This window comes from Nocardia sp. NPDC051570 (assembly GCF_044454005.1).
Classification (GTDB): domain Bacteria; phylum Actinomycetota; class Actinomycetes; order Mycobacteriales; family Mycobacteriaceae; genus Nocardia.
This window is the reverse complement of the sequence record NZ_JBITDI010000044.1, coordinates 1-11739: the sequence shown is the minus strand read 5'-3', so window position 1 is coordinate 11739 and position 11739 is coordinate 1. Positions and strand designations below refer to the sequence as shown.

Annotated in this window: 19 protein-coding genes; 18 read left to right on the top strand and 1 reads right to left on the bottom strand. The window is 65.0% G+C overall.

Annotated features, from left to right (window positions below; translation table 11 throughout):
- The first annotated feature begins 976 nt into the window (after positions 1–976).
- The 16 genes from ACIA76_RS43140 to ACIA76_RS43065 all read left to right on the top strand — a co-directional run bounded on the left by ACIA76_RS43140 (position 977) and on the right by ACIA76_RS43065 (position 9162).
- On the top strand, positions 977–1306 hold the full coding sequence (locus ACIA76_RS43140) for a hypothetical protein (protein ID WP_397161317.1): 330 nt from the start codon (positions 977–979) through the stop codon (positions 1304–1306).
- Positions 1303–2016, top strand: coding sequence for a hypothetical protein (locus tag ACIA76_RS43135; RefSeq protein WP_397161315.1), 714 nt, complete (start codon positions 1303–1305; stop codon positions 2014–2016). Before ACIA76_RS43140 ends, ACIA76_RS43135 begins: the two co-directional genes overlap by 4 nt.
- Entirely contained in the window at positions 2013–2993 is a 981-nt protein-coding gene (locus ACIA76_RS43130) for a DUF3560 domain-containing protein (protein WP_397161313.1), read from the top strand. The genes ACIA76_RS43135 and ACIA76_RS43130 overlap by 4 nt, the downstream gene beginning before the upstream one ends.
- A complete protein-coding gene (locus ACIA76_RS43125) occupies positions 2990–3256 on the top strand; it encodes a hypothetical protein (RefSeq protein ID WP_397161311.1) in 267 nt (88 codons plus the stop codon). Before ACIA76_RS43130 ends, ACIA76_RS43125 begins: the two co-directional genes overlap by 4 nt.
- Positions 3253–3513, top strand: a complete 261-nt coding sequence (locus tag ACIA76_RS43120; protein ID WP_397161309.1) for a hypothetical protein — start codon at positions 3253–3255, stop codon at positions 3511–3513. The genes ACIA76_RS43125 and ACIA76_RS43120 overlap by 4 nt, the downstream gene beginning before the upstream one ends.
- A gap of 366 nt (positions 3514–3879) precedes the next feature.
- Complete coding sequence (locus ACIA76_RS43115) at positions 3880–4332, top strand: single-stranded DNA-binding protein (protein ID WP_397161307.1); 453 nt, start codon at positions 3880–3882, stop codon at positions 4330–4332.
- A 103-nt stretch (positions 4333–4435) separates the two neighbouring features.
- Complete coding sequence (locus tag ACIA76_RS43110; protein WP_397161305.1) at positions 4436–4891, top strand: hypothetical protein; 456 nt, start codon at positions 4436–4438, stop codon at positions 4889–4891.
- Positions 4892–5206: a hypothetical protein gene (locus ACIA76_RS43105; RefSeq protein ID WP_397161303.1), complete on the top strand. Its 315-nt coding sequence runs from the start codon at positions 4892–4894 to the stop codon at positions 5204–5206.
- Positions 5203–5427, top strand: coding sequence for a hypothetical protein (locus ACIA76_RS43100; protein WP_397161302.1), 225 nt, complete (start codon positions 5203–5205; stop codon positions 5425–5427). Before ACIA76_RS43105 ends, ACIA76_RS43100 begins: the two co-directional genes overlap by 4 nt.
- Positions 5428–5544: 117 nt before the next feature.
- A complete protein-coding gene (locus ACIA76_RS43095) occupies positions 5545–5931 on the top strand; it encodes a hypothetical protein (RefSeq protein WP_397161300.1) in 387 nt (128 codons plus the stop codon).
- Between the two features lie 72 nt (positions 5932–6003).
- Positions 6004–6321, top strand: coding sequence for a hypothetical protein (locus ACIA76_RS43090; protein ID WP_397161299.1), 318 nt, complete (start codon positions 6004–6006; stop codon positions 6319–6321).
- On the top strand, positions 6321–6638 hold the full coding sequence (locus ACIA76_RS43085; RefSeq protein ID WP_397161297.1) for a hypothetical protein: 318 nt from the start codon (positions 6321–6323) through the stop codon (positions 6636–6638). The genes ACIA76_RS43090 and ACIA76_RS43085 overlap by 1 nt, the downstream gene beginning before the upstream one ends.
- A 59-nt stretch (positions 6639–6697) precedes the next feature.
- The gene (locus ACIA76_RS43080) at positions 6698–6928 is read left to right on the top strand and encodes a hypothetical protein (protein ID WP_397161295.1); all 231 of its coding nucleotides are present in this window, start codon (positions 6698–6700) and stop codon (positions 6926–6928) included.
- A gap of 6 nt (positions 6929–6934) precedes the next feature.
- Positions 6935–7168, top strand: coding sequence for a hypothetical protein (locus tag ACIA76_RS43075; RefSeq protein ID WP_397161293.1), 234 nt, complete (start codon positions 6935–6937; stop codon positions 7166–7168).
- Positions 7169–7173: 5 nt separating this feature from the next.
- Positions 7174–8313: a hypothetical protein gene (locus tag ACIA76_RS43070; protein WP_397161291.1), complete on the top strand. Its 1140-nt coding sequence runs from the start codon at positions 7174–7176 to the stop codon at positions 8311–8313.
- 21 nt (positions 8314–8334) lie between these two features.
- On the top strand, positions 8335–9162 hold the full coding sequence (locus ACIA76_RS43065) for a PE-PPE domain-containing protein (protein ID WP_397161289.1): 828 nt from the start codon (positions 8335–8337) through the stop codon (positions 9160–9162).
- A gap of 41 nt (positions 9163–9203) precedes the next feature.
- Here the strand turns inward: ACIA76_RS43065 and ACIA76_RS43060 are convergent, their stop codons facing one another.
- Positions 9204–10523, bottom strand: coding sequence for an erythromycin esterase family protein (locus ACIA76_RS43060; protein WP_397161288.1), 1320 nt, complete (start codon positions 10521–10523; stop codon positions 9204–9206).
- On the opposite strand from ACIA76_RS43060, the gene ACIA76_RS43055 reads away from it, so the two are divergent.
- Positions 10524–11144 carry a helix-turn-helix domain-containing protein gene (locus ACIA76_RS43055; protein ID WP_397161287.1) on the top strand — a complete coding sequence of 207 codons (621 nt, stop codon included), beginning with the start codon at positions 10524–10526 and terminating at the stop codon, positions 11142–11144.
- A 350-nt stretch (positions 11145–11494) separates the two neighbouring features.
- Positions 11495–11739 (top strand): hypothetical protein (locus ACIA76_RS43050; protein ID WP_397161285.1); only part of this gene is annotated, 245 nt, incomplete at its 3' end.

The following is an 11739-nucleotide window of genomic DNA, read 5'->3' as shown; positions in this document are numbered from 1 at the left end:
CTCGGGATGCAAAGCCCCGACAACTTCGAGAAGTCACTACACGCGGCGGCCTGAAGCCGCACAAGCCCCCTGTCCACCGTCTTGGGGGAACCTCACTTGCCGTCACCGAGGCTCCACCAAGGACCGGCGTCGATGAAGGGGCCCCGAGGGGGATACCGCAATGTTGCTGCGCATGCTCGATCCCGATCAGCCTCGTGTCGATGTCTAGTTGATGTGGCGGGTGATCGGCTACCACCGGCTCAACATCCGCTACGACCGCAAGGCCACCGACTTCCTCGTCTTCCTCACCCTCGCAGCCACTCTCGCCTGCTACAAAAAATCGCGAAATCCACCACGTAAGACACGCTCTTAGGAAAGCCATCAGAGGACTGCCAGTACATCTCAAAATCGTTCTGACCGAGGCATTCCTCGACGAAGTCCCGATCGACCAGGTCGCGAATTCACTGCGCATCGACATCGACATGGCGGCTCGCTGGCTGGACGAAGGACTTCAAGCCTTGAGAGCCCCGCGCCTGCAGCGTCTCCGCGCTGCGGAACGACCCAAGCGTCGAGTCTTTCGCCCGACCGCCTGTAGTGTCTGCGGCAGAGGGTTCGATCTCCCGTCGGTATCAAAACCTGGCCGTCCTCAACAATATTGCGGTGACCGCTGCCGTCAACGCGCTCACAGGGCCCGCGAACGCACACGTCCCAACGAGCCCGCCACCTCATGAAGCGACCGGCCCACCGCCGTTCCCCGGTGGCGTACCACCGCCACCTCGCCGGAAAGCAGCGCTCGGCTTGCACGTTCCACAGACCTTGGTTCTTCATCCTGGCTGGTTTTCATTGACGCATACCACAAGCTCGCGTAGTACTCGCGCAGTACGCGCGCAGTGATTTGACACTGTGCGGCAGTACAGGATAATTTCAATTCCGTTGGGCCGGCGCCCACGACACCAAACACCCCGGCCGCCACCGGGATCCGAAAAGGAACCACGTCATGACCATTCACATATTCACGTCCACCGGCGAGGCATACGACCACACCCAGTGGCGTCTCGACATCAAGAACGGCGACATCCTGCTCGTGCCCTCCGAGCGCATAGCGGGATGGCGGGAAGGCGCCTGGCCGGTCGCGGCGACCGACGAGGCCGGGCAGTTCCACCGACTCAAGGATCGGGTGAGCTCCGAGGCCACCGCTGATGACGCGCGGCTGCTCGGTATGGCCCATCAGGCCCGCGAGGCCCTTCGCGATTACCTCGACGAGGACCAGGCGCACACGATCAACGCGGAGTACGACGCCGAAGCCGTCACCGCCGACTCCGAGTGACCAGTACGTCACCCATTGGGCAATCTGCCAGCCCTGCAACGGAAACGGCTGCCGCCACTGCCGTAACACCGGCGAACACACCGTCGTCATCACCAACCGCTGACCGCCGCCACGGTCAGCTCAACACCCCACCCGGCCGCCACCGGGCACCCAAAAAGGAACCAGCCATGCCCACACCGGGCCAAATCATCACGCCAACAACCGAACTCAGCGAGCACGGACGAACCGTCTACCGAGCCGAAGGCCCCGCCGCCGGCCTGTTCACCACCCGAATCGCCTGGTCGGAGGGGAATCACACTGGCCGCGACAGCTGGAGACTGAACATCCAGCTCGGTCCGATGTTGTTCGACGGACGCAGAGCCGACCCGCTCACAATCAACGGAGTCGGATATAGCGGCTCCATCTCTTTGGTGATCGAACCGGGCCCCCATTGCACCTATCGCCCCGGCGACGAGATCGACTGGGCAGTCCGCCGCGCCGATCGGCCGTCCGGCGGAGTCACCTTCGCAGCAACAATCCGGCTGCGGGCACTCGCCGATCTGACGTACCTCCAGCTCGGCACCCCAGCGGCGTTGCACGACGCCAAGATTCGCCACATCGCGACCCGGATCGAACGCCTCCACACCGGGCGTGAGAGCGGCCTCACCGAGAACGCCGTTGCGATCGAAGCGGCCGAACGAGAGCTCCGGATCCTGCGGGGTGAGGCATGAGCACACTCGCCATCACGCACACCGCAGCGGAAGGCACCCTCCTCGAAGGCACCCAGCGCGGCGACGGCACATACGAAGTCATGACCGAGGTGAAAAACCTTGTCGGTCACTGGAAATGGGCACGCAGTCTCCAGCAGTGGATCATCCACGCATCACGCGACCGGCAGCCGAAGGACTACTACATCCAGGTCGCCGCAAACGCTCTCCGCGACGCGGGATACACCGTCGAGCTACAGATCGACCGAACCACACGCCCCGCCTCTGAAGCCGAAACCGCACGCGCCGAGCAGCAACAAGACAGAGTCGCGGCGTTGGAAGCGAAAGCCGACCGGCGCGCCAGCAAGGCCGCAGCTGCCGACGATGCGCATCGGCGGGCTACCGACCGGGTGCCGCCAATGGGTGAGCCCATCAAGATCGGGCACCATTCCGAGCACCGACACCGCAGATCCATCGAGCGTGCCTGGGACGCACTCGGCCGGTCGGTAGAGGCAGACAAAGCTGCGGCCCGGGCGCAAGGTCGCGCTGAATCAGCGTCCCGGACAACCGAACTCCGATATGCGCCCGTCACCGTCGCGAACCGCATCGCAACGCTGGAGGCCGAGCAGCGCGCCGACCAGAGGATCCTGGACGGAGGCAAACGTGGACGCGCGCCGTACACCTACGTTGAACCACCGGCCAGCGGTGAGCACCGGGATCGTGTGCAGGCGCGCATGACCCAGCGCGCCGGAGAGATCGAGTACTGGAAGGGCATCCGCGCCGAGCAGATCGCCAGCGGACAGGCGACCGGTTACAGCCGAGACGACATCAATAAGGGCGACGCGATCAACTACCGCGGCCGCTGGCACGAGGTCGTCCGCGTCAATGCGAAGTCGGTGACCGTGGACAGCCTCTACATCCCCGGCTGCACCGGGACGGTTCCCTACCACGAGATCCGAGCCGTCAAGCACGCCGACGAACAGGTGGAGGCCACTGAATGAGCGTCCTCAGCACCAGAATCTCGGTCACTGCGCTGCCCCGCGAATACGACGGCGGCACAGCCGAATTCGGCGAGTACCCGACCGGCGACGTGGACCCGTACGCCCACAGCACCCACCTCTGCCACTGCGAGTGGTGCAGCTACGTCGACAACGACCCGGCCCAGTGCCGATGCCCCGACTGCATCGATGACAACGACGCCATCACCGACGACGCCCGCGACCACTTCACCGACATCGCACGAGACATGGAGTTCGACCTGTGACCGCCCTGACCGAATACACGACCAGCAAAGGCGTGATCGTCCGCGTCGGCGACCTCTTCCGCGACCGCCGCGAGAGCAACGTCCGCACGCTGCGCGTCGACCGCTTCGAGATCCGATTCGGTATCACCCGCGCGTACTGCACGGTCATCCACCAAGAGTTCGAAGGCCAGATCACCGAACCGAGGCGTCCCACCAGCATGGACGCGGAACGCCTCGGCGGCCGCGACTTCCCACCCGCGACAGAGGCCAGCGAGTGACCACCGGTCTCATCTCGGTCGTTGACCCACAGCACGGCAGGCTATCCAGCTACACGACCGGCGGGTGCCGATGCTCCGAATGCCGAGAAACATTGCGGCTCTACATAGCTCAGGTCCGAGCACGGCGATTTGCCCAGCGCCGCATCCGGAACGGCCGTCCGTACGCGGCCTACGACAATCGCGGCAATCGACTCCCCCACGGGTCGGCCAGCACCTATCAGAACTGGGGTTGCCGGTGCCACGCGTGCCGCGCGGCCCACGCCGAAGACCACGCCCATTCGCGACAGAGGAGGTTACCGACACCTCGATTGGGATCGTGAGTGATTCAACCAAATCTATTTCCCGCCAACCGAAGGAGAACCATCCATGGCCAACGAGACCGTGATCACTGTCATCGGAAATCTAACCGCCGACCCCGAGCTGCGATACACCCCGCAGGGTGCGGCCGTAGTGAATTTCACCGTCGCTGCGACACCGCGCGTGTACGACAAGAACATACAGGAGTGGAAGGACGGTGAGGCTCTGTTCCTGCGATGCAACCTGTGGCGGGAAGCAGCCGAGAACACGGCCGAGTCGCTGACCCGAGGCGCACGCATCATCGTGACTGGCAGTCTGAAGCAACGCAGCTTCGAAACGCGCGAGGGCGAAAAGCGTACGGTCATCGAGCTCGAGGTGGACGAGCTCGGCCCGAGCTTAAAGTATTCCACTGCCAAGGTCACCAAAGCCATGCGCGGCAACGGCGGCAGCGGTACCAACCGCCAGCAGCGCGGCGGAGACGACCCGTGGGGTTCTAGCTCCACCGATGAAGCGCCGTTCTAATCACGCGAATGGCCTGGGCGGGCCGGAGAAGGGGATTCCGGCCCGCCCAGTTCACCGATGTTCCCACCACGCGCCCGCCAGCGCACCGAAAGGACCGAAACCCATGCCCGCCACCATGTTCGAGGTGGAAGAAGACATGTCCCTCTGCGAGATTGCCGCCCGCCGCCGTAAGGACTCCATCAGGGCCGCCACGATCGCCGCTGAGGTCGAGAGGGCCAACCTCGTCGGCGACTTCTGCTGGCTGGCTGACGACGGTCTACCGTTCGAGACCATTGCGAATCGGCTCGGCTACACGTCTGAAAGCCTTGAGCAGGCGTTACGGCGGGCCGGGTTCTTGCGCCGCACTCCCGAACGTCTCGCGGTCGAGCAACGTGTGGACGAGCTGATCGCGAAAGGGCCGGGGTTTCGGTTCACGACTGCCCACGTCGATATGCCAGATGCGTTGACCAGCACCGTATCTGTTGTCCTGCAAGCCGCTCGCCGCCAAGGTCGCATACGAATGGCCGAGCCGCCGAAGCTGTCAGGTGCCCGCTCGGGCGCGGTGTGGGAAGTGATCTGAATGGCCGACATTGTCGAGGCCCTGCAGGCCCGATGCGCCGAAACCGCAGGCGAAGCAATCTTTTCCGGTGACCGACACCTGACTCTCACCCTGTCCGCACACGAAGTCGCTGACTTGCTCGACCACATATCCAACGTGCATCGCCACAACGGCGCACTGGGCCAGGCTGCCACCGATGCCGTCTCAGCGTTCGAGCGGATCGGCAACATGCTCCACTATCCCACTGCCGACCCCTACACGCTGGCGCGACAAGCGCGCAGCATCGCCCGCTCCGCGGTAGAAAACCTGACCGCCACCGAAGGAGTAGTGAATTGACCGCCCCCAACCCCCAGATGGATCAGCCGCGGATCGTCGACGAGGACGCGCACCGTGAACGAGTCTCCCTGGATCAACAGATCCGTACCCTCACCGACAAGTTGACGATCGGCGAGAGACCGAACTCCCTCATCGAGCACCACAAGGGATTGCTGAAGTTACAGGACTTGCAAGAGAAGCGGCGCGACGCGTTCCGCCGCGAGGTGGGCTGGGAAGAATAACCGCCTGCGTGACGAACCCCGCCAAGAGCGGGGTTCTGGCGCTGTCAGTGATAGCTGGCAGGATACGGGGCTATGAAATCTGTCCGGAATGCCGCTTTCGTCTCCAGCGTTGCCGCAGTGGCGTCTATCGCTCTGGTCGGCTGCTCGACCGGCAACGACAAGGCGGCAGCGGCCTCGTCAACGAAAGCGGCTCCGGCCACCGCGGTCGCCTTCCCTGAACCGCCGCCCTACACGTACGAGATCCACGGCAAGGAGATCCGCGTCTCCACCGGCAGCGCCGACCCGCACGACTTGCTGAACACCTACAACAAGGTCGCCCGCACCTTACGGCCGACGCTGCCCGAGGGCGGGTATTGGATCGGAATCAACTGCACCACAGGCGGGACGGAGAAGGCCGACCGCCGACTGGCCAACGGCACGATTGCCGTTGGCCAGCTCGGCAAAGCGCAGATCGGCGGTCTCGGGAAGTTCGAGGGCGTCGTGTCCGGCGCCCAATGCCCGTAGCGCCAATGGGCAGCGTCGTCACCCGTGACTCCAATTCCGCAATCCTCCGCGACAGCCCATAACGTCTACGCCGTGCCCCGATTCACTTTCCACGGCCGTGACGACGAACTCGCGTTCGTCGAAACCGCCGACGATTTCGACAGACTCAGCGAAACATACGACGCTTACGACGGCGCGCGGTTTCACATCCTTTCCTCCTCCGGCGAACTCCGCGTCATCGTCGGGGACGACAGTGGCACCGGCTGCTGGAACATCTCCCTTGGGCCTATCCACTGCGCGAGCCCGGTCCCGAACTGGCCGGTCACTGTCGGCGCAGCTCCCGAGGGGCCTGGGGCGCTCCTCACCGTGGACGCCCCGGCGGACGCTCGGTTGGTCGAGGTGATGGCCTGATGCCCGTCGTCACATTGCAGATGAAGCCGATCACCGTGCAGGCGGTTCAGTACACCGGCGACAACGTGCATGAGATCAACCAGACGATGCTGGGGCGCAAGGCTTCCGGAAACACCCCGTGTGTCCGCGACTACCCCGGCACGCAGGCATACCCGGCCGTCTACCAAGATGAGAATGTGACCGCCGAAGTGTGGAATCACCTTCTCGGGCAATGGCTTCCCCTGCGTCCCGGCGAATGGGTGCTGCACGGAGCCTCGGGCGAATTCTCGCCTGCCCCAGCAGACGTCGTCGCCGCCACGTCGGACGTCATCGCGTAACAGCGGTCCCGCCAGGCCGCCTCATCCGAAAAGAACCAACCCGCAGGAGTCGTCTGCCCGTGTGCGCTATCCGCCCGAATAACCGCCCGGCCATCATCGCCGCCCACTCGGCGTTTCCCGCTGACTGGCTCGACGATCGCTGCGACGACACCGTGATCCGGTCGAGGCCCTACGGCACCGTCTGGCACAAGGTCGAAGGCTGGTGGTACACCACCGGTTCCGAAGTCGCTCTCAACGGTCTCGACCTGGCCGCGCAGGGGCCGTTCGCCGAACTCGTCGAACCCAAGTAGGCGAACATGAGCCTCCTCTCCGATCTGACCGCCGAGGTGGCATCGGCGAAGCCGTGCATCACCGGCCGCTGGTTCGACTCCCTCTCCGACACCGACCGCGGCGACGCCCTCGCCTGGCTCGCTGATGGCCGGCCCAAGTCCGCACTGCTGCGTGTCGCACGAAGTCACGGCTACACCGGTAGCTCAGCGATGTTCTATGCGCACAGTATCGGCGACTGCCCCTGCCCTCGAAAGGACTGAGCCGGATGGGAATTGCCGCCGACCTCGCGGCCCAGCCTGCTGCGGTCGAATCCCAGTACAAACCGAGGGTCGAGTTCGATGGCCGTACTGGATTTATCGACAGCGACCCGCACCGGGCGGGGGAATCGCCCGCGTTCGACGAACTCCTCGCCAAGCACGGTCTCGCCGGGCAAGGCGTGCGGCTCGATCCTGATCGGCCCGTGCGTATCTCGCGTTGGCAGAACTTCGCGGGTGAATGGCTCCAGGCCGATCGCTTCTACGTTGTCGCCGAGCAGCCTGGCGCAGTCACCGCGGAGCGGCTGATCGCGCAGATCGTCGACCACCCGCCAGCCCGCCGGCCTGCCGCCGGAGGCGGTCCGGCCGTCTTCAACTTCCAGGCCAGCGATTTGCAGATCGGTAAGTCCGACAACGGCGGAACCGACGGCATCATCAACCGGTACCTCGGATCGCTGGATCGGGCTGTGGAGAAGTATCGACTGCTGCGCCGCGTCAACTCTGTCGGCCCTGTGCATTTGATGTTTCCGGGCGACTGCATAGAGGGGAACCAGAGCCAGAATGGCCGGAACTGGTGGCGCACCGATCTCACGTTGACCGATCAGATCGCTGTGTTCGAGCAGTTGCTGTACACGACGATCGAGGCGTTCTCCGATAGCACGGAGCAGCTGCTCGTGGATGTGGTGAACGGGAACCACGATGAGGCACAACGCTTCCAGGCCACGCGGCCCGGTGACGGGTGGGCCACCCACGCCGCGAACAGCGTGAGCAAAGGTCTGGCCAGGAATCCGGATGCGTTCGGGCACGTCGAGATTCGCACCCCGGACCCGGAGCGGGGCTACATGACCGTCCCTGCCGGAGACACCGTCTTCACCATCGCTCACGGCCATCAATGGCGCAGGGGCAAGGCTATGGATTGGTGGGCCTCGCAGACGTTCCACGGCCAAAACCCTGGCGCCGCTGACATTCTCGTGCACGGCCACTATCACACGTGGGAGCTGGAGACGACCGATAAGCGGGCGCGCATCCAGTCCTCCACGCTCGACGGCGGATCCAACTACTACCGCGAGATGCACGGCACGGAAGCTCGGCGCGGTGCCCTCGTTTACCTCACGCAGGCGGGCGACGTGTCCGACCTGTCACTCGTCTAGATCTCATTGGGAGCGACCCTTATGGCTAAGATCACCGTGCTCGCGGTCGGCGGTACAGGAGAATCCAACCGCGGCGACACCCGTACTGAAGTGTCCGGCATGCTCGCCGCCGTCACCAGCCGCCTGTCCGGGCGCTTCTCTTCCCGTTGGATCGGCTACCCGGCCGAGTACGGCCCGGTGGGCAACGGCGCGGACGGTACCTCGTTCCACGCGTCGGTGCGCTCGGGCGTCCGTAACCTCGCGCAGGCCGCGGTGAAGATGACCGACCCCATCGTGCTGCTCGGCTATTCCCAAGGATGCACGGTCGTGCGGGAATTCCTCGCGACGCCGGGCGCGGCCGAAGACTTCGGCGTCGTCGCAGCCGGGTTCGTCGCGGACCCACAGATGCCGCCAGGCATGGCCCACGGCAAGCCGCAACAGGCCGGATGGGGCATCGCGGGCAAGGGTGGTGACGTGCCCGTGCCGGCCTGGTGGATCGCCAACGATCTGGACCCGATCCCGAACGCCAGCGCCGACTCCCTCCTGCGTGACGTGGCCGACCTGACCGAGTTCATGACCACCACGGACCCAGTCGGATGGGCAGGAGCAGTGATTGACCGGGTGCTGGACCACAGCTGGCAAAACGGCAGGGGTGCAATCGATCCGGTGAATCCGTTCGATCTTCGGCGAACGACGCGACGCGTCGAGACAGCGCTGATGGAGACATTCTCCTATCTGCCACGGATTCCTCGGATCAACGATGAAGGGGGCCAGCACACGTCGTACGCGATCGAGCCGTACTCGGGGCCGGGCTCAGCCACGGGCTGCGAGGTGTTGGCCGGGCTGATCGAAGCGAACGTGATCATCTAGCGAGAGATCGGATCGGAACTCTCGCAGGCACGGTCACGCATTCACCGTTTCATCCACTGGGAGAACGCCTGCTGCACGTCCTCGGGAGAGTCGGCGAGGGCGTCGGGGGCCGGGGTGGCGGCGGTGACGCACGGGAGGTGGACGACGACGTCGTAGGCCTCCAGGGGGTTCAGGTCGGTGTAGTAGTTGCCGATGCGCTGGCAGGTGACGGTCCGCATCGTGGCGGTATCGGCGGACGACAATCGGCGCAGGTCGGTCGCGAAGGGTTCGGCGTGACTGGCGGCCATGAGCGCGTCGAGACTGCCGGACTGCGGGGTCTCCAGGTCGGCGAACAGGGTGCCGTTGTAGAAATCGGCGCCGGCGTTGAGGGCCTGACCGGTCTCCATGGTCATGCCGATGGTCAGGTAGTCCGCGCCGAGCCGGTCGGCGAGGTGCATGCCCAGTGGAGTCATCGGCGACCTACCTGGCAGTGCGGTGGGCCAGCGCTGGACGTGGCCGTTGTGGGCGGCCAGCAGGATCCGGTCCTCGCGGCGAAGGATCCATTCGACCGTATCCGCCTGGGCGGCATCACGAGTGAACATGATCGCTTCCTGGTCGCCGCGTGCCATCGCCCGGGCGGCGGCGTCGATGCTGACCGTGAGGTGCAGCACGCGCAGTGCACGCTCATAGGCGTCGACCGTGGTCCGCCGCACGTATTCCAAGCGCCGTCCGGTGACTCGCATCGTGAGGTCTGCCAGGCCTGCGGTCAGTGCATCCCGCTGCTCGGAAGCGAGCTCCCCGTAGGCGGCGACGATGGCAGGGAACGCGAACGGGGATGGCGACGGCGCCGAGGTGGCCGTCTCCTGGATGATCGGGTCCACCTCGAATTCGGGGTCCGCCTGCGCGAGGTACGCGATGACTGCATGCAGGCCGGACCGCGGCGAGACGTTCGAGCCACCCAGATCGATGCCGTACCAACCGACCGGCTGCGCGGTGGTGCGATTGTGCTCGCGCATCCATTCCAGCTGGGCCCCCATCTCGGTCCATAGACCCATCAGCGATGTGATTCCGTTCGCCAGCACGTGGCCGAGCTGATCCTTGCCGCCGCGGATCCACGCGTCGACCACTGGGCCTTCGACGAATCCGGATTCCATGGCGTAGGCGCCGAAACCGTGCCGCTCGACCAGATAACGCAACAGGCGGTGGCGCAACCGGTAGCTCTCGCGGGTGTAGTGGGCGCTCTCTCCGATCGCCACCACTCGGGCGTCGCCGATCGCGTCGTCGAGCCAGTGCAGATCGTCGAGCGGGGCGTCCGGATCCAGGGCGTGCAGTGGCAGTAGCGCCGCATCGCTGAGCCGGGCCGTCTGCGTATTCGTGGCCATGTGCCGTTTCCTCCCAAACGTTTCCAAGTTTGGAAACAATACCAAATGTGGGAAGGTATGGATATGGATACGCTCGAGCTGCTGTTACATCCGGTGCGATTGCGGGTCGTGCATGCCATGTCAGGTGGGCGGATCTGCGCGACCGCCGAACTGTGTGCACGACTGCCCGATATCCCGAAGACAACCTTGTACCGGCATATCGGCCTGCTCGTGGCGGGTGGTGTTCTTGAGATTGCCGACGAGCGGCGGGTACGCGGTGCGGTCGAGCGGTACTACCGGCTGCACCCGGCGCGCGGGACGATCGACGCCCGCGCGGGTGCGGCGATGTCACTGGATGACCATCGCCACGCATTCGCCGGGGCCATGGCCGTGTTACTCGCCGAATTCAACGCCTATCTCAACAGTCCCGGCGCCGCCCCGTTTGCCGACTCCGTGGGCTATCGGCAGGGCATCCTCTGGCTGAACCCCGAGGAGCTCACGGACATGCTCGGTGAGCTGCTTACCGTCGTCGCTACCCGGTCGGGCAACGGTCCCGCGCCGGGCCGCCGCCCCCACCTGACCAGCATGATCATGTTCCCAACCGAGGAAACCGGTCACGACGACAATGTGACCGAAGGTTAGCGACCCAGCCTGGGCGTGCGCTTTCCGGACTCAGCCGGCCGTTTCTGCCGTGTTGGCGCGAAACATGGACGCTCCGGCCGGGTTTGGATCATTTCGACAGAAAGCGTCGGCGGCGTCAACGCGATGAGGACCGCCACCGGCAATGGGTCATAACCACCCACCCGGCCAACGTTGATGATCACCGCACTAGCTGGTCTGAATGGGCATCCAGCGGCTTGTGGGATGTGTTGCGAGCCCCGTGGGGAATCTTCACCTGACCGGGCGGGACCATGCAGACCTGCGGTTGCCGCAACACACTCAGGCGCGCAGCGAGATTGCGCAGTGGATGCGCAGTGGGTCAGGATCGGGGTATGACAGGAACGAGTACTGGCCTGACACCATGCCATCTCGACCCTCGGTTCCTCCAGCCCGGTACTGCGGAGGACTGGCACCTGCACCCCGAGACCATTGCCGCCGTCGCCGTATGTGAAACAGGCTGCCCCATCAGCAAACTCGTCGCGTGCGCGCGGGCCGCCCTGGGTGCTGGGCAGCTCGTCACCGAACCAGACATCACTCTTCCGGCAGACGGCGTGATCGCCGCCGGAATCGTTTGCCG

What these genes read in the sequence shown, in the direction of transcription:
- ACIA76_RS43075 (WP_397161293.1), top strand. Translation starts at nt 6,935, where the DNA reads ATGAGCCTCCTCTCCGATCTGACCGCCGAGGTGGCATCGGCGAAGCCG.
- ACIA76_RS43110 (WP_397161305.1), top strand. Translation starts at nt 4,436, where the DNA reads ATGCCCGCCACCATGTTCGAGGTGGAAGAAGACATGTCCCTCTGCGAG.
- ACIA76_RS43115 (WP_397161307.1), top strand. Translation starts at nt 3,880, where the DNA reads ATGGCCAACGAGACCGTGATCACTGTCATCGGAAATCTAACCGCCGAC.
- ACIA76_RS43060 (WP_397161288.1), bottom strand. Translation starts at nt 10,523, where the DNA reads ATGGCCACGAATACGCAGACGGCCCGGCTCAGCGATGCGGCGCTACTG.
- ACIA76_RS43065 (WP_397161289.1), top strand. Translation starts at nt 8,335, where the DNA reads ATGGCTAAGATCACCGTGCTCGCGGTCGGCGGTACAGGAGAATCCAAC.
- ACIA76_RS43070 (WP_397161291.1), top strand. Translation starts at nt 7,174, where the DNA reads ATGGGAATTGCCGCCGACCTCGCGGCCCAGCCTGCTGCGGTCGAATCC.
- ACIA76_RS43105 (WP_397161303.1), top strand. Translation starts at nt 4,892, where the DNA reads ATGGCCGACATTGTCGAGGCCCTGCAGGCCCGATGCGCCGAAACCGCA.
- ACIA76_RS43130 (WP_397161313.1), top strand. Translation starts at nt 2,013, where the DNA reads ATGAGCACACTCGCCATCACGCACACCGCAGCGGAAGGCACCCTCCTC.
- ACIA76_RS43125 (WP_397161311.1), top strand. Translation starts at nt 2,990, where the DNA reads ATGAGCGTCCTCAGCACCAGAATCTCGGTCACTGCGCTGCCCCGCGAA.
- ACIA76_RS43085 (WP_397161297.1), top strand. Translation starts at nt 6,321, where the DNA reads ATGCCCGTCGTCACATTGCAGATGAAGCCGATCACCGTGCAGGCGGTT.
- ACIA76_RS43140 (WP_397161317.1), top strand. Translation starts at nt 977, where the DNA reads ATGACCATTCACATATTCACGTCCACCGGCGAGGCATACGACCACACC.